A 19,619-nucleotide genomic window follows, 5' to 3' on the forward strand; every position below is an offset into this window, starting at 1 on the left:
AAAAACACCGAAAACTGTCACATACCCAATTTGCTGAAGCGAGACCAACTGGTCACGACTCAGTACCCGAATTTCTTGACGACCATAGAGCATTGGAACCACCTGATCCCATCCCGAACTCAGCAGTGAAACGATGCATCGCCGATGGTAGTGTGGGGTTTCCCCATGTGAGAGTAGGTCATCGTCAAGATTAAATTCCAGAACCCCTGTTTGCTAACGCAGACAGGGGTTTTGTTTTGGGCGGTCGAAAAAACTAAAAAACCATCGCTCATGTCCTGAGTGCAAACGCCCTGCGTTTCTATGCAATGACCTTACGCATGGCTATTATGCGTGCCTCATTGTGAGGCGATATTTGCATGCTGATGTTGTTGAAACTACTGAAAGACGGTCGATTCCATTCTGGAGAAGCGCTTGGCGCCGCCCTGGGCGTCAGTCGCAGCGCTGTGTGGAAGCAGCTTCAGCATCTTGAGGCAGAGTTAGGGCTGCCCATTCATAAGGTCCGAGGTCGTGGGTATCAATTGGCTGCGCCGTTGGTGTTCTTGAGTGCAGAGCAAATTTCCCTGAATGCGGCCTCTTTAACCTGGCCAGTTCATATTTTCGATTCCATCGACTCCACTAACGCCGAAGCTTTGCGTCTCGTTGACTCAGGGTGCGCAGCCCCCTTTGTCGTACTGTCGGAGCAGCAGACGGCTGGTAGGGGAAGGCGTGGTCGAAAATGGGTCAGTCCGTTTGCGCAAAATGTCTACTACAGCCTCGTGCTGCGCATTGAAGGTGGTCTGCGACAGTTGGAGGGGTTGAGTCTCGTAGTTGGCTTAGCCGTTATGCAGGCGTTGCGTGAGACCGGTGTACAGGGCGCGGCTTTGAAATGGCCAAACGACGTCTTGGTCGGGAGCAAGAAAATTTCTGGCATCTTGCTGGAGCTGGTGGGGGATCCTGCGGATATCTGTCACGTTGTCCTAGGGATAGGCATCAATGTGAATATGCAGAAAGCCGATGATGTGGATCAGCAATGGACTTCAATTCAGCTCGAGACCGGTTCTGCTATTGATCGCAACCAATTGGTGGCGCGTCTGGGGATGCAGTTGCAAGGCTATCTGGATCGACATAAGACTGCCGGTTTTGCCGGGCTGCAAGATGAGTGGGAGCGGCATCACTTGTGGCAGGGCAAGCCTGTGTCTCTCGTTGCTGGTGTTACCCAGATTGATGGGGTGGTGTTGGGCGTGGATCATCAGGGCGCGTTGCGCTTGAATGTCGATGGCGTCGAGAAAATATACAGCGGTGGTGAGTTAAGCCTGAGGTTGCGTGATGATTCTTGAGCTCGACTGTGGGAACAGCTTCATAAAGTGGCGCGTGCTTGAGGCGAGTGATGCAAGTGTCTCCGCCGAAGGCGTGGTGGGTTCGGATGATGCGTTGATTGAGAGCCTGATAGCGCTTCCTGGCCTTCTGCTCACGCGTTGTCGGTTAGTGAGTGTTCGAGCGCTTGAGGAAACCGACAAGCTGGTAGAGGCGTTGGTGAAGGCATTTGGCGTTACCGTTTCCTGTGCGGGTTCCGCGCGACAAATGGCCGGTGTGCACAATGGCTACGAAGAGTTCGAGCGGCTTGGGCTGGATCGTTGGTTGGCGATGCTGGGTGCATATAAGTTAGCGTCCGGCGCATGCGTAGTGCTCGATTTTGGTACGGCGGCGACCGCAGACTTTATTGATGTTGATGGTGAGCACTTGGGTGGGTTTATTTGCCCGGGCTTGCCACTTATGCGCAATCAGTTGCGAACCCATACGCGCAAGATACGTTATGACGATGCCGCGGCTGAGAGAGCTCTTGAGCGTCTCTCTCCTGGGCGGACGACCGTAGAGGCTGTCGAGCGCGGTTGTACGCTTATGCTAAGAGGGTTCGTGTTGACCCAGCTTGAATTGGCGAGAAGCTATTGGGGCGAGGATTTCACTGTCTTCCTGACGGGGGGGGATGCCGACCTGGTCAGGGATGCTGCACCTCAGGCTTGTTTGGTCCCGGACCTTGTGTTTGTTGGTTTGGCAATGGCGTGTCCTTTGTCTTGAGGTGATTATGCGCTGGCTGTTTTTGCTTTTACTTGTCCTCAATGTTTTCTACTACGTCTGGCATCAGCAAGAAGCTCCATTGCGTGCCAAGGACGTCACACCATTGAGTCTCTATCGTGGAACGCAGCAAGATATTCGGCTCCTGAGTGAGTCTGCCGACACGGTGGCGCGGCGTGATCGAGCAAGGGGGGCTGATGCACAAAGCACCTGTCTGTACATTGGTGGTTTCTCGGATCGTCACCAGGCGCTCTCTCTCGAGCAGCGGCTGACAAGCTTGGACATAAGGGTCAGGCTTCAATTGTTGAGCGCGCCTGAAGCCTCGGGTTACTGGTTGCGAGTAGCCCCTGAGAGTAGGCGCTTGGCTGACGATCTGCCCTTTGAAAGCCTTGCTAATGAATTCAATGAGTTAAAACATAAAATAATGCTGTGCGAAGGCATTGCAACTCTCGAATAGTTTGCATAGAATGGCGCCCGCTTCGCAGTGAAGACCTTTAAGGGCTTCAAGGTGAAACGAAGGTCAACGCAGCTAACCTCATATTTTTAATGAGAAAATGCTTGACAGAAGGCCGGCGTGATGTAGAATGCCGGCTCGCTTAGGAGGGGTTCCCGAGCGGCCAAAGGGATCAGACTGTAAATCTGACGTCTACGACTTCGAAGGTTCGAATCCTTCCCCCTCCACCATTTTTAGCGTGAGCTGCAAGCTCCGCGGGTATAGTTTAGTGGTAGAACCTCAGCCTTCCAAGCTGATGATGCGGGTTCGATTCCCGCTACCCGCTCCAAGTTTGCAGGTTGTGCAAGGTGTTTTGCTCTTGTAGCTCAGTTGGTAGAGCACACCCTTGGTAAGGGTGAGGTCAGCGGTTCAAATCCGCTCAAGAGCTCCATATAACAAGGCAGATATGAAAATATCTGCCTTTGTTTTAACAGCTGCCTCGGCTTGTATCGTGTTATGTCTGGCTGTGATTGTCAGGTGATTTCAAGTCTGTTGGGGTTGGTTGTTGTAAAGTCTTTTTCAGGCCTGCATAATGGTCGGCCTGATTTTGTTTTAGGTCAGTAGCTCAATTGGCAGAGCGACGGTCTCCAAAACCGTAGGTTGGGGGTTCGATTCCCTCCTGACCTGCCAGATTCACGTGGTGTGTCTGGCTTTCTTTTCACAGGATCTTCATAGATGACTCCTAAGGCTGAAGCTCAAAGCTCTCGTTTCGATCTGTTCAAGTGGCTCGCTGTAGTCGCCTTGGTGGTCGTAGGCGTTGTTGGCAATCAGTACTATTCTGCTTCGCCGATCCTGTACCGTGTCCTCGCATTGCTCGCCCTCGCTGCTGTAGCTGCCTTTGTAGGCCTGCAGACTGCTAAAGGCAAGTCTTTCGCGGTCCTGGTAAAGGAAGCTCGCACCGAAATTCGTAAAGTCGTTTGGCCGACTCGCCAAGAAACCACGCAGACCACATTGATTGTTGTGGCTGTTGTTCTGGTTATGGCGTTGCTGTTGTGGGGGCTCGATTCCCTGCTCGGCTGGCTTGTTTCCTTGATTGTTGGCTAAGGGTGTCCCGTGGCTAAGCGTTGGTACGTTGTGCATGCTTACTCGGGTTACGAGAAGCATGTTATGCGCTCTTTGCTGGAGCGCGTAAAGCTGGCAGGCATGGAAGATGGCTTCGGCGAAATTCTGGTTCCCACTGAAGAAGTGGTTGAAATGCGGAATGGCCAGAAGCGCAAGAGTGAGCGCAAGTTCTTCCCTGGCTACGTGCTGGTACAGATGGACATGAATGAAGGTACTTGGCACTTGGTCAAGGACACTCCTCGTGTCATGGGTTTCATTGGCGGTACTGCTGATAAGCCTGCTCCGATCACTGACAAGGAGGCAGAAGCAATTCTGCGTCGTGTTGCTGACGGTAGCGACAAGCCCAAGCCGAAGACATTGTTCGAGCCGGGTGAGGTTGTTCGTGTTACAGATGGTCCTTTCGCTGATTTCAATGGCACCGTCGAAGAAGTTAACTACGAAAAGAGCCGGATCCAAGTGGCAGTGCTCATTTTCGGTCGCTCTACTCCGGTAGAGTTGGAGTTCAGCCAGGTCGAGAAGGTCTAGCTGAAAAAGCATCCCAACCCCGCAGCCTTAGGCTGTGGGGTTTTGTCGTCACTGGGATAAACGCGCAAGTAACCGGGGAGCCTTTCTAGGCGTTTGAACCCGTAATTGGAGTGCCTCATGGCCAAGAAGATTACCGCTTACATCAAGCTGCAAGTGAAGGCCGCTCAGGCCAACCCTAGCCCACCCGTCGGTCCAGCTCTGGGTCAGCACGGCGTGAACATCATGGAATTCTGCAAGGCCTTCAACGCCCGTACTCAGGGTCTTGAGCCAGGTCTGCCGACTCCAGTGATCATCACTGTATACAGCGACCGTAGCTTTACTTTCGAAACCAAGTCGACCCCGGCTTCGGTTTTGTTGAAGAAAGCTGCTGGTCTGACTAGCGGTTCCGCTCGTCCGAACACCGTTAAGGTTGGCACCGTAACTCGTGCTCAGCTGGAAGAAATCGCGAAAACCAAAAACGCGGATCTGACTGCAGCTGATATGGATGCAGCCGTGCGTACCATCGCCGGTTCTGCTCGTAGCATGGGCCTTAACGTGGAGGGTGTGTAATGGCTAAGCTGACCAAGCGCCAAAAGGCTATCGCCGGCAAAATCGAAGCAGGCAAGTCCTACAACTTCGTAGACGCTGCTGCTCTGCTGACCGAGCTGTCGACTGTCAAGTTCAGCGAGTCTGTTGACGTTGCTGTGAACCTGGGTGTTGACCCGCGTAAATCCGACCAGGTCGTTCGTAGCGCTACTGTGCTGCCACACGGTACTGGCAAGACTGTACGTGTTGCTGTCTTCACTCAGGGCCCGGCGGCTGAAGCTGCTCTGGCTGCCGGCGCTGATCGCGTTGGTATGGACGATCTGGCTGCCGAAATGAAAGGCGGCGATCTGAACTATGACGTCGTTATTGCTTCCCCGGATGCAATGCGCGTTGTAGGTCAGTTGGGTCAGATCCTGGGTCCACGTGGCCTGATGCCTAACCCTAAAGTCGGTACCGTAACGCCAGACGTAGCTACTGCGGTTAAAAACGCCAAGGCTGGTCAGGTTCGTTATCGCACCGACAAAAACGGCATCATTCACACCTCCGTTGGCAAGGTCGGCTTCGACGCCGTCAAGCTGAAGGAAAACGTTGAAGCCCTGATCGCTGATCTGAAGCGTATCAAGCCAGCTTCCTCGAAAGGCATCTACGTCAAGCGCGTTACCCTGAGCACCACTATGGGCCCAGGTCTGGTCATCGACCAAGGCTCGCTGGACGTATAAGACACAAATTGGCGCAAGCGATTGCGCCAATTGAAAGATTGGGGTCCCTGCCTGGCGGGGGCTATCCAAGACCGTAGGCGACGCAAGTCTTAAACCAACAAGCCTACGCAGATGGTGCTCCCGGTTCCTTACCGAATCAGACACCAAAACGACATCCGGCCTCGGCCAGATGAAACGGTAACAAGCAGGAGTTAAACCCGTGGCAATTAATCTCGAAGACAAGAAGGCCATCGTCGCTGAAGTCAACGAGGCTGCCAAAGCTGCTCTGTCCGCTGTCGTGGCTGATGCCCGTGGTGTGACAGTAGGCGCTATGACCGGACTCCGTAAAGAGGCTCGTGAAGCTGGCGTATACGTACGTGTTGTACGTAACACCCTGCTCAAGCGCGCTGTTGCTGACACTGAATACAGTGTTCTCAACGACGTGTTCACTGGCCCGACTCTGATCGCGTTCTCCAAGGACCATCCAGGCGCTGCTGCCCGTTTGTTCAAAGAGTTCGCCAAGAGTCAGGATAAGTTCGAGATCAAGGCAGCTGCGTTCGAGGGCAAGTTCCTCGCAGCTAACCAAATCGACGTACTGGCAACACTGCCGACCCGCGACGAAGCCATTTCGCAGCTGATGAGCGTGATTCAAGGCGCTACCAGCAAGCTGGCTCGTACTCTGGCTGCAGTTCGCGAGCAAAAAGAAGCTGCCGCAGCCTAAGGCTGAGCAACTTCTCTCGCGTATTTTTGTTTATTTCGATGGCCGCGTAGGCCGTCCCCCAATTCAGGAAATACAGCAATGTCTATCTCCCAAGACGATATCCTCAACGCCGTAGCTGAAATGTCGGTTCTGCAGGTTGTTGAGCTGATCAAAGCTTTCGAAGAAAAATTCGGCGTTTCCGCTGCCGCTGCTTCCGCTGGCCCAGCTGCTGCTGCTGCCGTTGTTGAAGAGCAAACCGAATTCAACGTCATGCTGACCGAAGCTGGCGAGAAGAAAGTAAACGTGATCAAGGCAGTACGTGAACTGACCGGTCTGGGCCTGAAAGAAGCCAAGGCTGTAGTTGACGGCGCTCCTGCCATGGTTCTGGAAGCTGTTGCCAAAGACGCAGCTGACAAAGCCAAAGCTACTCTGGAAGAAGCAGGCGCTAAAGTCGAGCTGAAGTAAGCATCGACCTTGCGTCTCCAGCCCAAGCGTTAAGCTGAAGGCTGATGGCTGGTGGCTCTTGCCACCGGCCTTTTTCCGTTCTTGGCTGTCGACTCGGTCGCCGCCATTAACGCGCTGTAGCCACCCGAAGCGGTGGTGCAAACCATGGGGTTTGCAAGATTTTCTGGCTGCTCCCGTCGGAGGGGCCAAACAAGCAGGTGACCAAGCTGGGGAACGCTGATGGCTTACTCATATACTGAGAAAAAACGTATCCGCAAGGACTTTAGCAAGTTGCCGGACGTCATGGATGTCCCGTACCTTCTGGCTATCCAGCTGGATTCGTATCGTGAATTCTTGCAGGCGGGAGCGACCAAAGATCAGTTCCGCGACGTGGGCCTGCATGCGGCCTTCAAATCCGTTTTCCCGATCATCAGCTACTCCGGCAATGCTGCGCTGGAGTACGTCGGTTATCGCCTGGGCGAACCGGCATTTGATGTCAAAGAATGCGTGTTGCGTGGCGTTACGTACGCCGTACCTTTGCGGGTAAAAGTCCGTCTGATCATTTTCGACAAAGAATCGTCGAACAAAGCGATCAAGGACATCAAAGAGCAAGAAGTCTACATGGGCGAAATCCCATTGATGACTGAAAACGGTACCTTCGTTATCAACGGTACCGAGCGTGTAATCGTTTCCCAGCTGCACCGTTCCCCGGGCGTGTTCTTCGACCACGACCGCGGCAAGACGCACAGCTCCGGCAAACTCCTGTACTCCGCGCGGATCATTCCGTACCGCGGTTCGTGGTTGGACTTCGAGTTCGACCCGAAAGACTGCGTGTTCGTGCGTATCGACCGTCGTCGCAAGCTGCCGGCCTCGGTACTGCTGCGTGCGCTCGGCTATACTACTGAGCAAGTGCTGGACGCTTTCTATACCACCAACGTATTCAGCCTGAAGGATGAAACCCTCAAGCTGGAGCTGATCGCTTCGCGTCTGCGTGGTGAAATTGCTGTCCTGGACATCCAGGATGAGAAAGGCAAGGTCATCGTTGAGGCTGGCCGTCGTATCACTGCGCGCCACATCAACCAGATCGAAAAGGCTGGTATCAAAGAGCTGGAAGTGCCTCTGGACTACGTTCTGGGTCGCACGACCGCCAAGGTCATCGTTCACCCGGCTACAGGCGAAATCCTGGCTGAGTGCAATACCGAGCTGAACACCGAGATCCTGGCGAAAATCGCCAAGGCCCAGGTTGTTCGCATCGAGACCCTGTACACCAACGACATCGACTGCGGTCCGTTCATCTCCGACACTCTGAAGATCGACTCCACCAGCAACCAATTGGAAGCGCTGGTCGAGATCTATCGCATGATGCGTCCTGGTGAGCCACCAACCAAAGACGCTGCCGAAACCCTGTTCAACAACCTGTTCTTCAGCCCTGAGCGCTATGACCTGTCTGCGGTCGGCCGGATGAAGTTCAACCGTCGTATCGGTCGTACCGAGATCGAAGGTTCGGGCGTGCTGTGCAAGGAAGACATCGTCGCGGTACTGAAGACGCTGGTCGACATCCGTAACGGCAAAGGCATCGTCGATGACATCGACCACCTGGGTAACCGTCGTGTTCGCTGCGTAGGCGAAATGGCCGAGAACCAGTTCCGCGTTGGCCTGGTGCGTGTTGAGCGTGCGGTCAAAGAGCGTCTGTCGATGGCTGAAAGCGAAGGCCTGATGCCGCAAGACCTGATCAACGCCAAGCCAGTGGCTGCGGCGGTGAAAGAGTTCTTCGGTTCCAGCCAGCTTTCCCAGTTCATGGACCAGAACAACCCGCTGTCCGAGATCACCCACAAGCGCCGTGTATCCGCACTGGGCCCGGGCGGTCTGACCCGTGAGCGTGCTGGCTTCGAAGTTCGTGACGTACACCCGACGCACTACGGTCGTGTTTGCCCGATCGAAACGCCGGAAGGTCCGAACATCGGTCTGATCAACTCCCTGGCCGCTTATGCGCGTACCAACCAGTATGGCTTCCTCGAGAGCCCGTACCGTGTGGTGAAAGACGCTCTGGTCACCGACGAGATCGTGTTCCTGTCCGCCATCGAAGAAGCTGATCACGTGATCGCTCAGGCTTCGGCCACGATGAACGACAAGAAAGTCCTGATCGACGAGCTGGTAGCTGTTCGTCACTTGAACGAGTTCACCGTCAAGGCGCCGGAAGACGTCACCTTGATGGACGTTTCTCCGAAGCAGGTAGTTTCGGTTGCAGCGTCGCTGATCCCGTTCCTGGAGCACGATGACGCCAACCGTGCATTGATGGGTTCCAACATGCAGCGTCAAGCTGTACCGACCCTGCGTGCTGACAAGCCGCTGGTAGGTACCGGCATGGAGCGTAACGTAGCCCGTGACTCCGGCGTTTGCGTCGTGGCTCGTCGTGGCGGCGTTATCGACTCTGTTGATGCCAGCCGTATCGTGGTTCGTGTTGCCGATGACGAAGTAGAAACTGGCGAAGCCGGTGTCGACATCTACAACCTGACCAAATACACCCGCTCGAACCAGAACACATGCATCAACCAGCGTCCGCTGGTGAGCAAGGGTGATCGCGTTCAGCGTAGCGACATCATGGCCGATGGCCCGTCCACCGATATGGGTGAACTGGCTCTGGGTCAGAACATGCGCATCGCGTTCATGGCATGGAACGGCTTCAACTTCGAAGACTCCATCTGCCTGTCCGAGCGTGTGGTTCAAGAAGACCGCTTCACCACGATCCACATTCAGGAACTGACCTGTGTGGCACGTGACACCAAGCTTGGGCCTGAGGAAATCACTGCAGACATCCCGAACGTGGGTGAAGCTGCACTGAACAAGCTGGACGAAGCCGGTATCGTTTACGTAGGTGCTGAAGTTGGCGCAGGCGACATCCTGGTGGGTAAGGTCACTCCGAAAGGCGAGACCCAACTGACTCCGGAAGAGAAGCTGCTGCGTGCCATCTTCGGTGAAAAAGCCAGCGACGTTAAAGACACCTCCCTGCGTGTACCTACCGGTACCAAAGGTACTGTCATCGACGTACAAGTCTTCACCCGTGACGGCGTTGAGCGTGATGCTCGTGCACTGTCCATCGAGAAGACCCAGCTCGACGAGATCCGTAAGGATCTGAACGAAGAGTTCCGTATCGTTGAAGGCGCGACCTTCGAACGTCTGCGCTCCGCTCTGGTAGGCCACAAGGCCGAAGGCGGCGCAGGTCTGAAGAAAGGTCAGGACATCACCGACGAAATTCTCGACGGTCTTGAGCACGGCCAGTGGTTCAAACTGCGCATGGCTGAAGACGCTCTGAACGAGCAGCTCGAGAAGGCCCAGGCCTACATCGTTGATCGCCGCCGTCTGCTGGACGACAAGTTCGAAGACAAGAAGCGCAAACTGCAGCAGGGCGATGACCTGGCTCCAGGCGTGCTGAAAATCGTCAAGGTTTACCTGGCAATCCGTCGCCGCATCCAGCCGGGCGACAAGATGGCCGGTCGTCACGGTAACAAAGGTGTGGTCTCCGTGATCATGCCGGTTGAAGACATGCCGCACGATGCCAATGGCACCCCGGTCGACGTCGTCCTCAACCCGTTGGGCGTACCTTCGCGTATGAACGTTGGTCAGATCCTTGAAACCCACCTGGGCCTCGCGGCCAAAGGTCTGGGCGAGAAGATCAACCGTATGATCGAAGAGCAGCGCAAGGTCGCAGACCTGCGTAAGTTCCTGCACGAGATCTACAACGAGATCGGCGGTCGCAACGAAGAGCTGGATACCTTCTCCGACCAGGAAATCCTGGATCTGGCGAAGAACCTGCGCGGCGGCGTTCCAATGGCTACCCCGGTGTTCGACGGTGCCAAGGAAAGCGAAATCAAGGCCATGCTGAAACTGGCAGACCTGCCGGAAAGCGGCCAGATGCAGCTGTTCGACGGTCGTACCGGCAACAAGTTCGAGCGCCCGGTTACTGTTGGCTACATGTACATGCTGAAGCTGAACCACTTGGTAGACGACAAGATGCACGCTCGTTCTACTGGTTCGTACAGCCTGGTTACCCAGCAGCCGCTGGGTGGTAAGGCTCAGTTCGGTGGTCAGCGTTTCGGGGAGATGGAGGTCTGGGCACTGGAAGCATACGGTGCTGCATACACTCTGCAAGAAATGCTCACAGTGAAGTCGGACGATGTGAACGGTCGTACCAAGATGTACAAAAACATCGTGGACGGCGATCACCGTATGGAGCCGGGCATGCCCGAGTCCTTCAACGTGTTGATCAAAGAAATTCGTTCCCTCGGCATCGATATCGATCTGGAAACCGAATAACACGTGACGCGAATCGAGAGCGTGGCCGTTTGGTCCGCTCTCTGCTCCGCCAGGAGGAAAGGCCTTGAAAGACCTACTGAATTTGCTGAAAAACCAGGGTCAAGTCGAAGAGTTCGACGCCATCCGTATTGGATTGGCATCGCCTGAGATGATCCGTTCGTGGTCGTTCGGTGAAGTTAAAAAGCCGGAAACCATCAACTACCGTACGTTCAAACCTGAGCGTGACGGCCTGTTCTGCGCCAAGATCTTTGGCCCGGTAAAGGATTACGAGTGCCTGTGCGGTAAGTACAAGCGCTTGAAGCACCGTGGTGTGATCTGCGAGAAGTGCGGCGTTGAAGTCGCACTGGCCAAGGTTCGTCGTGAGCGTATGGCGCACATCGAACTGGCTTCGCCGGTTGCCCACATCTGGTTCCTGAAATCGCTGCCGTCCCGTATCGGCTTGCTGATGGACATGACTCTGCGTGATATCGAACGCGTTCTCTACTTCGAGAGCTATGTCGTTATCGATCCAGGCATGACCACCCTTGAAAAAGGTCAGCTGCTGAACGACGAGCAGTACTTCGAAGCGCTGGAAGAGTTCGGTGATGATTTCGATGCCCGTATGGGTGCCGAAGCTGTCCGCGAGCTGCTGCACGCTATCGACCTGGAGCACGAGATTGGCCGTCTGCGCGAAGAAATTCCGCAAACCAACTCCGAAACCAAGATCAAGAAGCTGTCCAAGCGTCTGAAGTTGATGGAAGCCTTCCAGGGTTCCGGCAACTTGCCAGAGTGGATGGTGCTGACCGTTCTGCCGGTTCTGCCGCCAGACCTGCGTCCGCTGGTACCGTTGGACGGTGGTCGTTTCGCGACGTCCGACCTCAACGACCTGTATCGCCGCGTGATCAACCGTAACAACCGCTTGAAGCGCCTGCTTGACCTGTCCGCTCCGGACATCATCGTGCGCAACGAAAAGCGTATGTTGCAGGAAGCTGTCGATGCCTTGCTCGACAACGGTCGTCGTGGCCGCGCTATCACCGGTTCCAACAAGCGTCCTCTGAAATCCTTGGCTGACATGATCAAGGGTAAGCAAGGTCGTTTCCGTCAGAACTTGCTCGGTAAGCGTGTTGACTACTCCGGTCGTTCGGTAATTACCGTAGGCCCGACCCTGCGTCTGCACCAGTGCGGTCTGCCCAAGAAGATGGCACTTGAGCTGTTCAAGCCATTCATCTTCGGCAAGCTGGAAATGCGCGGTCTCGCGACCACCATCAAAGCGGCCAAGAAAATGGTCGAGCGCGAACTGCCAGAGGTTTGGGACGTTCTCGCCGAGGTGATCCGCGAACACCCGGTTCTCCTCAACCGTGCACCGACCCTTCACCGTCTGGGTATCCAGGCGTTTGAACCAGTACTGATCGAAGGTAAGGCTATTCAGCTGCACCCTCTGGTCTGTGCCGCGTACAACGCCGACTTCGACGGCGACCAAATGGCCGTGCACGTACCGCTGACACTGGAAGCCCAGTTGGAAGCGCGCGCGTTGATGATGTCGACCAATAACATTCTGTCGCCAGCCAACGGTGAGCCAATCATCGTTCCGTCGCAGGACGTTGTATTGGGTCTGTACTACATGACCCGTGAAGCGATCAATGCCAAGGGCGAAGGTCGTGTGTTCGCTGACCTGCAGGAAGTTGACCGTGTGTTCCGTGCCGGCGAAGCCGCACTGCACGCCAAGGTCAAAGTGCGGATCAACGAAACCGTCAATGACCGTGACGGCGGCAGCGTGAGCAACACCCGTATCGTCGACACCACTGTCGGCCGTGCGCTGTTGTACCAGGTTGTGCCAAAAGGTCTGTCGTACGATGTCGTCAACCTGCCGATGAAGAAGAAGGCGATCTCCAAGCTGATCAACCAGTGCTACCGCGTGGTTGGTTTGAAAGAGACCGTTATCTTCGCTGACCAGTTGATGTACACAGGTTTCGCTTACTCCACTATCTCCGGCGTTTCCATCGGCGTTAACGACTTCGTTATCCCGGATGAAAAAGCTCGCATCATCAGTGCCGCCACTGACGAAGTGAAAGAGATCGAGAGCCAGTACGCCTCCGGCCTGGTAACCCAGGGCGAGAAGTACAACAAGGTGATCGACCTTTGGTCCAAGGCGAACGACGAAGTTTCCAAGGCGATGATGGCCAACCTCTCGAAAGAGAAAGTCATCGACCGTCACGGCGACGAAGTTGACCAGGAATCCTTCAACTCGATGTACATGATGGCCGACTCGGGCGCACGGGGTTCTGCTGCGCAGATCCGTCAGCTCGCCGGTATGCGTGGCCTGATGGCCAAGCCGGATGGCTCCATCATCGAAACGCCGATCACTGCGAACTTCCGTGAAGGTTTGAGCGTACTTCAGTACTTCATCTCCACTCACGGTGCTCGTAAGGGTCTTGCGGATACCGCGTTGAAAACCGCTAACTCCGGTTACCTGACTCGCCGTCTGGTAGACGTTGCACAAGATCTGGTTGTAACCGAGATCGATTGCGGCACCGAGCACGGCCTGCTGATGACTCCGCACATTGAAGGCGGTGACGTTGTAGAGCCGCTGGGTGAGCGCGTATTGGGTCGTGTAATTGCCCGTGACGTGTTCAAGCCAGGTACCGAGGAAGTTATCGTTCCTGCTGGCACCCTGGTTGACGAAAAGTGGGTCGAGTTCATCGAACTCAACAGCATCGACGAAGTGATCGTTCGCTCGCCGATCAGCTGCGAAACCCGCTATGGCATTTGCGCCAAGTGCTACGGCCGTGACTTGGCTCGTGGTCACCAGGTAAACATCGGTGAAGCGGTCGGCGTTATCGCTGCCCAGTCCATCGGTGAGCCGGGTACCCAGCTGACCATGCGTACGTTCCACATCGGTGGTGCGGCAAGCCGGACCTCCGCAGCCGACAGTGTTCAGGTGAAGAATGGCGGTACCGTCCGCCTGCACAACCTCAAGCACGTTGAGCGAGTGGATGGCCACCTGGTTGCTGTGTCCCGTTCCGGTGAGCTGGCAATCGCTGATGATTACGGTCGTGAGCGCGAGCGTTACAAGCTGCCGTACGGTGCTGTGATTTCGGTTAAAGAAGGTGACAAGGTCGACGCTGGCGCAATCGTGGCCAAGTGGGATCCGCACACTCACCCAATCGTTACCGAAATGAAAGGTACCGTGACCTACGTGGGCATGGAAGAAGGCATCACGATCAAGCGTCAGACTGACGAATTGACCGGTATGACCAACATTGAAGTACTCGACGCCAAAGATCGTCCAGCTGCCGGTAAAGACATCCGTCCTGCCGTGAAGATGGTTGATGACAACGGCAAGGATCTGTTGCTGCCAGGCACTGACGTAATCGCTCAGTACTTCCTGCCAGCCAACGCCCTGGTCGGTGTAGCGGATGGTGCGAAGATCGCGATCGGTGATGTTATCGCGCGTATCCCGCAAGAAACTTCGAAGACCCGTGACATCACCGGTGGTCTGCCGCGTGTTGCCGACTTGTTCGAAGCTCGTCGTCCGAAAGAAGCGTCGATTCTGGCTGAAGTCAGCGGCACCATCGCGTTCGGTAAAGAAACCAAAGGCAAGCGCCGTCTGGTCATTACTCCGAACGACGGTAGCGATCCGTATGAAGAGCTGATTCCGAAGTGGCGTCACCTGAACGTGTTCGAAGGCGAACAGGTAAACCGCGGCGAAGTTATCTCCGACGGCCCGAGCGATCCACACGACATCCTGCGTCTGCTGGGTGTGAGTGCTCTGGCCAAGTACATCGTTAACGAGATCCAGGACGTTTACCGTCTGCAAGGCGTGAAGATCAACGACAAGCACATCGAGACCATCCTGCGTCAGATGCTGCGTAAAGTTGAAATCGCTGAATCCGGCGATTCCAGTTTCATCAAGGGCGACCAGATGGAACTGACTCACGTACTGGTAGAAAACGAGCGCCTGGCGAACGAAGAGAAATTCGTTTCCAAGTTCACTCGCGTGCTGCTGGGTATCACCAAGGCGTCGTTGTCCACTGAGTCGTTCATCTCGGCGGCCTCCTTCCAGGAGACCACTCGCGTACTGACCGAAGCAGCGGTAACCGGCAAGCGCGATTACCTGCGCGGCCTGAAAGAAAACGTGGTCGTGGGTCGTCTGATCCCGGCGGGTACCGGTTTGGCTTACCACAGCGAGCGTAAGCGTCGCCGTGATGCTGACAAGCCGCTGCGCGTGAGCGCCAGTGAAGTGGAAGCTGCACTGACCGAAGCACTGAACTCAAGCGGTAACTGAGTTCTGCGATAGATGAGTCTGGGCCCTGACACTCCCGTTCGTCGGATCGAGGCATTTTTGCCCCGGTTCGGCGCGAGGGGAGGTCGGGGCCTTGCCTTGACTGGGGACAAGATCCTCTTTAGACTCTTGTACCCCTAAATTTGGCGGGAATTCGTTCCTGCCATTTTGCTTTTCTTGCAAGACAATAGCGTCGCAAGACAACAGTGGAGCTAGTAGATGGCAACTATCAACCAGCTGGTACGTCAGCCGCGTAAGCGTATCGTCGAGAAATCCGACGTACCTGCGCTGCAGAACTGCCCGCAACGTCGTGGCGTATGCACCCGTGTGTATACCACCACGCCGAAAAAACCTAACTCGGCACTGCGTAAAGTATGCCGTGTGCGTCTGACCAACGGTTTCGAGGTTTCCTCGTACATCGGCGGTGAAGGCCACAACCTGCAAGAGCACAGCGTGGTACTGATCCGCGGCGGTCGTGTAAAAGACTTGCCAGGTGTTCGTTATCACACCGTACGCGGCTCCTTGGATACTTCCGGCGTTAAAGGTCGTAACCAGGGTCGTTCGAAGTACGGTACCAAGAAGCCTAAGTAGTAGCGGCTTTTTGTAAACCTGAATCATCTTATTTTCTGAGTCGATAAGAGTAAGGTCGGAGGCGTCCCGAAAGGGCACCGATTCCGAGCGAACCTGAAGACCGTTTGAGGGCTTATCCATGCCAAGAAGACGCGTAGCAGCCAAGCGCGAAGTGCTTGACGATCCAAAATACGGAAGCCAAATTCTGGCCAAGTTCATGAACCACGTGATGGAAAGCGGCAAAAAAGCCGTTGCCGAGCGTATCGTTTATGGCGCGCTGGAAAAGGTTAAAGAACGCAAGAACAGCGACCCCCTGGAAATCTTCGAGAAAGCTCTCGACGCCATCGCTCCGCTGGTCGAAGTGAAGTCGCGCCGTGTAGGCGGTGCTACTTACCAGGTTCCGGTTGAAGTTCGCCCGTCCCGTCGTAACGCTCTGGCAATGCGCTGGTTGGTAGACTTCGCCCGTAAGCGCGGCGAGAAGTCTATGGCTCTGCGTTTGGCCGGCGAACTGTTGGACGCTGCTGAAGGTAAAGGTGCTGCTGTTAAGAAGCGTGAAGACGTGCACCGTATGGCTGAAGCTAACAAAGCTTTCTCGCACTACCGCTTCTAATTTTAGCTTCACTAATTTTGCGAGGGCTTTATGGCTCGTACTACTCCGATTAGCCGCTACCGTAACATCGGTATCGTCGCTCACGTGGATGCTGGTAAAACCACCACCACCGAGCGCGTACTGTTTTACACCGGCAAAAGTCACAAAATGGGCGAGGTGCATGACGGCGCCGCGACCACAGACTGGATGGTTCAGGAGCAGGAGCGTGGTATTACCATTACTTCTGCTGCTATTACCGCCTTCTGGAAAGGTTCCGAGAAGCAGTACAAAGACGAGCATCGCTTCAACGTAATCGATACCCCGGGCCACGTAGACTTCACTATTGAAGTTGAGCGTTCCCTGCGTGTACTCGACGGCGCTGTCGTTGTGTTCTGCGGCACCTCGGGTGTTGAGCCTCAGTCGGAAACCGTATGGCGTCAAGCCAACAAGTACGGTGTTCCACGTCTTGTTTATGTAAACAAGATGGACCGTGCTGGCGCCAACTTCCTGCGCGTGATCGGTCAGATCAAGCAGCGTCTGGGTCACACTCCGGTGCCTATCCAGTTGGCGATCGGTTCTGAAGATAACTTCCAGGGTCAGATTGATCTGATCAATATGGAAGCTGTCTACTGGAACGATTCCGATAAAGGTATGGTTCCTGTTCGCAAGCCTATCCCTGAAGAGCTTCAGGAGCTGGCTGACGAGTGGCGCAACAACATGGTTGAGGCTGCGGCTGAAGCCAGCGAAGAGCTGATGAACAAGTACCTCGAAGGTGAAGAGCTCACCAACGTGGAAATCAAGGCCGCTCTGCGTCAGCGTACTATCGCTGGTGAGATCGTCTTGGCTGTTTGCGGTTCTTCCTTCAAGAACAAGGGTGTTCCCCTGGTTCTCGACGCCGTTATCGACTACCTGCCTGCTCCAACCGACATTCCTGCTATCAAGGGTACCAACCCTGATAACGAGGAAGAAGAGATGGAGCGTCATGCTGACGACAACGAGCCGTTCTCGGCTCTGGCGTTCAAGATCGCTACAGACCCATTCGTGGGTACTTTGACCTTCGTTCGCGTTTACTCGGGCGTGTTGGCCTCCGGCGACGGCGTGATCAACTCGGTTAAAGGCAAGAAAGAGCGCGTGGGCCGTATGGTGCAAATGCACGCAAACGCTCGCGAAGAGATCAAGGAGGTACGCGCTGGTGACATCGCGGCCCTGATCGGCATGAAGGACGTCACCACTGGTGAGACTTTGTGCGACGCTGCCAAGCCAATCATCCTGGTTCGCATGGACTTCCCGGAGCCGGTTATCTCGGTTGCCGTAGAGCCTAAGACCAAGGATGACCAGGAAAAAATGGGTATCGCTCTGGGCAAGCTTGCTCAGGAAGATCCATCTTTCCGCGTCAAGACTGATGAAGAGACTGGTCAAACGATCATCTCTGGCATGGGCGAGCTGCACCTGGACATCCTGGTTGACCGGATGCGCCGTGAGTTCAACGTCGAAGCCAACATCGGTAAGCCTCAGGTTTCCTATCGTGAGCGCATCACGAAGAACTGTGAAATCGAAGGCAAGTTCGTTCGTCAATCCGGCGGTCGTGGTCAGTTCGGTCACTGCTGGATCCGTTTTGCTCCTGCTGACGAAGGTCAGGAAGGTCTGCAATTCGTGAACGAAGTAGTAGGTGGTGTGGTTCCTAAGGAATACATCCCTGCTATCCAGAAGGGTATCGAAGAGCAGATGAAGAACGGTGTTGTTGCCGGCTATCCGCTGATCGGCCTGAAAGCAACCGTTTTTGACGGTTCTTACCACGACGTCGACTCCAACGAGATGGCGTTTAAGGTGGCTGCTTCCATGGCAACCAAGCAACTGGCCCAGAAGGGCGGTGGTGAGTTGCTTGAGCCAATCATGGCGGTAGAAGTTGTTACACCTGAAGACTATATGGGTGATGTCATGGGCGACCTTAACCGTCGTCGCGGCATGATCTTGGGTATGGAAGACACGGTTTCCGGCAAAGTGATTCGCGCCGAGGTTCCGTTGGGTGAGATGTTCGGTTATGCGACCGACGTTCGCTCCATGTCCCAGGGTCGCGCAAGCTACTCTATGGAATTCAAAAAATACAACACAGCTCCGGCGCACATCGCTGAAACTGTATCCAAAAAACAAGGCTGATTCAGTCCTTTAGGCAAGGAGTTAATTGTCGTGGCTAAAGAAAAATTTGATCGTTCCCTACCGCACGTAAACGTTGGCACCATCGGCCACGTTGACCACGGTAAAACCACTCTGACCGCTGCTCTGACTCGCGTCTGCTCCGAAGTTTTCGGTTCGGCTCGTGTTGACTTCGACAAGATCGACAGCGCACCAGAAGAAAAAGCTCGTGGTATCACCATCAACACCGCGCACGTTGAGTACAACTCGACTATTCGTCACTACGCTCACGTTGACTGCCCAGGTCACGCTGACTATGTGAAGAACATGATCACTGGTGCTGCCCAGATGGACGGCGCGATCCTGGTTTGCTCGGCCGCTGATGGTCCGATGCCACAAACCCGTGAGCACATCCTGCTGTCCCGCCAGGTTGGCGTTCCGTACATCGTGGTTTTCCTGAACAAGGCTGACCTGGTAGACGACGCTGAGCTGCTGGAACTGGTTGAGATGGAAGTGCGCGATCTGCTGAGCACTTACGACTTCCCAGGTGACGACACTCCGATCATCATCGGTTCTGCTCGTATGGCTCTGGAAGGCAACGACGAAAACGAAATGGGCACCACTGCCGTTCGTAAACTGGTTGAAACTCTGGACAGCTACATCCCAGAACCAGTTCGTCTGACCGACAAGCCGTTCCTGATGCCAATCGAAGACGTATTCTCGATCTCCGGTCGCGGTACTGTTGTGACTGGTCGTATCGAGCGCGGTATCGTTCGCGTTCAGGATCCACTGGAAATCGTTGGTCTGCGTGACACTACCGTCACCACCTGCACCGGTGTTGAAATGTTCCGCAAGCTGCTCGACGAAGGTCGTGCTGGCGAGAACTGCGGCGTTCTGCTGCGTGGTACCAAGCGTGACGACGTTGAGCGTGGCCAGGTTCTGGTTAAGCCAGGTTCGGTCAAGCCGCACACCAAGTTCACCGCAGAAGTTTATGTTCTGAGCAAAGAAGAAGGCGGCCGTCATACTCCGTTCTTCAAAGGCTACCGTCCACAGTTCTACTTCCGTACTACTGACGTGACCGGTAACTGCGAATTGCCAGAAGGCGTTGAAATGGTAATGCCAGGTGACAACATTCAAATGACTGTTACCCTGATCAAAACCATCGCAATGGAAGACGGTCTGCGCTTCGCAATCCGTGAAGGCGGCCGTACCGTTGGTGCTGGCGTTGTAGCTAAAATCATCGAGTAATCTCT

The 19,619-nt window shown here is 55.0% G+C and carries 15 protein-coding genes, 4 tRNA genes and 1 rRNA gene; all 20 read left to right on the plus strand.

Features of this window, described 5'->3' with window-relative positions; genetic code table 11:
- The first annotated feature begins 74 nt into the window (after positions 1-74).
- The 20 genes from rrf (at position 75) to tuf (ending at position 19,614) form a co-directional block, all read left to right on the plus strand.
- Positions 75-190: ribosomal RNA gene (gene rrf, locus JH25_RS09910) — 5S ribosomal RNA — on the plus strand.
- A 166-nt stretch (positions 191-356) separates the two neighbouring features.
- Positions 357-1,316: a bifunctional biotin--[acetyl-CoA-carboxylase] ligase/biotin operon repressor BirA gene (gene birA / locus JH25_RS09905; protein ID WP_032879211.1), complete on the plus strand. Its 960-nt coding sequence runs from the start codon at positions 357-359 to the stop codon at positions 1,314-1,316.
- Positions 1,306-2,055 (plus strand): pantothenate kinase, encoded by a 750-nt coding sequence (locus JH25_RS09900; RefSeq protein ID WP_032879212.1) that lies wholly within the window; start codon positions 1,306-1,308, stop codon positions 2,053-2,055. Before birA ends, JH25_RS09900 begins: the two co-directional genes overlap by 11 nt.
- A gap of 7 nt (positions 2,056-2,062) precedes the next feature.
- Complete coding sequence (locus JH25_RS09895; RefSeq protein WP_005791992.1) at positions 2,063-2,509, plus strand: hypothetical protein; 447 nt, start codon at positions 2,063-2,065, stop codon at positions 2,507-2,509.
- Positions 2,510-2,651: 142 nt separating this feature from the next.
- A tRNA-Tyr gene (locus tag JH25_RS09890) sits at positions 2,652-2,736 on the plus strand.
- Positions 2,737-2,760: 24 nt separating this feature from the next.
- A tRNA-Gly gene (locus tag JH25_RS09885) sits at positions 2,761-2,834 on the plus strand.
- Positions 2,835-2,860: 26 nt separating this feature from the next.
- Positions 2,861-2,936 (plus strand) — tRNA-Thr (locus JH25_RS09880).
- A 163-nt stretch (positions 2,937-3,099) separates the two neighbouring features.
- Positions 3,100-3,175, plus strand: a tRNA-Trp gene (locus JH25_RS09875).
- Between the two features lie 45 nt (positions 3,176-3,220).
- Positions 3,221-3,589, plus strand: coding sequence for a preprotein translocase subunit SecE (gene secE, locus JH25_RS09870; protein ID WP_005791990.1), 369 nt, complete (start codon positions 3,221-3,223; stop codon positions 3,587-3,589).
- A 9-nt stretch (positions 3,590-3,598) separates the two neighbouring features.
- A complete protein-coding gene (nusG, locus tag JH25_RS09865) occupies positions 3,599-4,132 on the plus strand; it encodes a transcription termination/antitermination protein NusG (RefSeq protein ID WP_003176436.1) in 534 nt (177 codons plus the stop codon).
- 117 nt (positions 4,133-4,249) lie between these two features.
- The gene (gene rplK, locus JH25_RS09860; RefSeq protein ID WP_003176435.1) at positions 4,250-4,681 is read left to right on the plus strand and encodes a 50S ribosomal protein L11; all 432 of its coding nucleotides are present in this window, start codon (positions 4,250-4,252) and stop codon (positions 4,679-4,681) included.
- On the plus strand, positions 4,681-5,376 hold the full coding sequence (rplA, locus tag JH25_RS09855; protein ID WP_003176434.1) for a 50S ribosomal protein L1: 696 nt from the start codon (positions 4,681-4,683) through the stop codon (positions 5,374-5,376). Before rplK ends, rplA begins: the two co-directional genes overlap by 1 nt.
- Before the next feature lie 199 nt (positions 5,377-5,575).
- Entirely contained in the window at positions 5,576-6,076 is a 501-nt protein-coding gene (gene rplJ / locus JH25_RS09850; RefSeq protein ID WP_003232405.1) for a 50S ribosomal protein L10, read from the plus strand.
- A gap of 78 nt (positions 6,077-6,154) precedes the next feature.
- Positions 6,155-6,520, plus strand: a complete 366-nt coding sequence (gene rplL / locus JH25_RS09845; RefSeq protein ID WP_005791984.1) for a 50S ribosomal protein L7/L12 — start codon at positions 6,155-6,157, stop codon at positions 6,518-6,520.
- 219 nt (positions 6,521-6,739) lie between these two features.
- Entirely contained in the window at positions 6,740-10,813 is a 4,074-nt protein-coding gene (gene rpoB, locus JH25_RS09840; protein ID WP_019819139.1) for a DNA-directed RNA polymerase subunit beta, read from the plus strand.
- A 64-nt stretch (positions 10,814-10,877) separates the two neighbouring features.
- Complete coding sequence (gene rpoC / locus JH25_RS09835; protein ID WP_005791982.1) at positions 10,878-15,077, plus strand: DNA-directed RNA polymerase subunit beta'; 4,200 nt, start codon at positions 10,878-10,880, stop codon at positions 15,075-15,077.
- 216 nt (positions 15,078-15,293) lie between these two features.
- The gene (rpsL, locus tag JH25_RS09830) at positions 15,294-15,665 is read left to right on the plus strand and encodes a 30S ribosomal protein S12 (protein ID WP_002555494.1); all 372 of its coding nucleotides are present in this window, start codon (positions 15,294-15,296) and stop codon (positions 15,663-15,665) included.
- A 118-nt stretch (positions 15,666-15,783) separates the two neighbouring features.
- Positions 15,784-16,254: a 30S ribosomal protein S7 gene (gene rpsG / locus JH25_RS09825; RefSeq protein WP_002555493.1), complete on the plus strand. Its 471-nt coding sequence runs from the start codon at positions 15,784-15,786 to the stop codon at positions 16,252-16,254.
- Between the two features lie 30 nt (positions 16,255-16,284).
- Positions 16,285-18,390, plus strand: coding sequence for an elongation factor G (fusA, locus tag JH25_RS09820; protein WP_005791981.1), 2,106 nt, complete (start codon positions 16,285-16,287; stop codon positions 18,388-18,390).
- Positions 18,391-18,420: 30 nt separating this feature from the next.
- Entirely contained in the window at positions 18,421-19,614 is a 1,194-nt protein-coding gene (gene tuf / locus JH25_RS09815; RefSeq protein ID WP_005791980.1) for an elongation factor Tu, read from the plus strand.
- The last annotated feature ends 5 nt before the right edge of the window (positions 19,615-19,619 follow it).

The sequence above is a fragment of the Pseudomonas sp. BRG-100 genome, from assembly GCF_000737955.1.
In the GTDB taxonomy this organism is placed as follows: domain Bacteria; phylum Pseudomonadota; class Gammaproteobacteria; order Pseudomonadales; family Pseudomonadaceae; genus Aquipseudomonas; species Aquipseudomonas synxantha_A.

What these genes read in the sequence shown, in the direction of transcription:
- birA (WP_032879211.1), top strand. Translation starts at nt 357, where the DNA reads ATGCTGATGTTGTTGAAACTACTGAAAGACGGTCGATTCCATTCTGGA.
- JH25_RS09900 (WP_032879212.1), top strand. Translation starts at nt 1,306, where the DNA reads ATGATTCTTGAGCTCGACTGTGGGAACAGCTTCATAAAGTGGCGCGTG.
- JH25_RS09895 (WP_005791992.1), top strand. Translation starts at nt 2,063, where the DNA reads ATGCGCTGGCTGTTTTTGCTTTTACTTGTCCTCAATGTTTTCTACTAC.
- secE (WP_005791990.1), top strand. Translation starts at nt 3,221, where the DNA reads ATGACTCCTAAGGCTGAAGCTCAAAGCTCTCGTTTCGATCTGTTCAAG.
- rplK (WP_003176435.1), top strand. Translation starts at nt 4,250, where the DNA reads ATGGCCAAGAAGATTACCGCTTACATCAAGCTGCAAGTGAAGGCCGCT.
- rplA (WP_003176434.1), top strand. Translation starts at nt 4,681, where the DNA reads ATGGCTAAGCTGACCAAGCGCCAAAAGGCTATCGCCGGCAAAATCGAA.
- rplL (WP_005791984.1), top strand. Translation starts at nt 6,155, where the DNA reads ATGTCTATCTCCCAAGACGATATCCTCAACGCCGTAGCTGAAATGTCG.
- rpoB (WP_019819139.1), top strand. Translation starts at nt 6,740, where the DNA reads ATGGCTTACTCATATACTGAGAAAAAACGTATCCGCAAGGACTTTAGC.
- rpsL (WP_002555494.1), top strand. Translation starts at nt 15,294, where the DNA reads ATGGCAACTATCAACCAGCTGGTACGTCAGCCGCGTAAGCGTATCGTC.
- rpsG (WP_002555493.1), top strand. Translation starts at nt 15,784, where the DNA reads ATGCCAAGAAGACGCGTAGCAGCCAAGCGCGAAGTGCTTGACGATCCA.
- fusA (WP_005791981.1), top strand. Translation starts at nt 16,285, where the DNA reads ATGGCTCGTACTACTCCGATTAGCCGCTACCGTAACATCGGTATCGTC.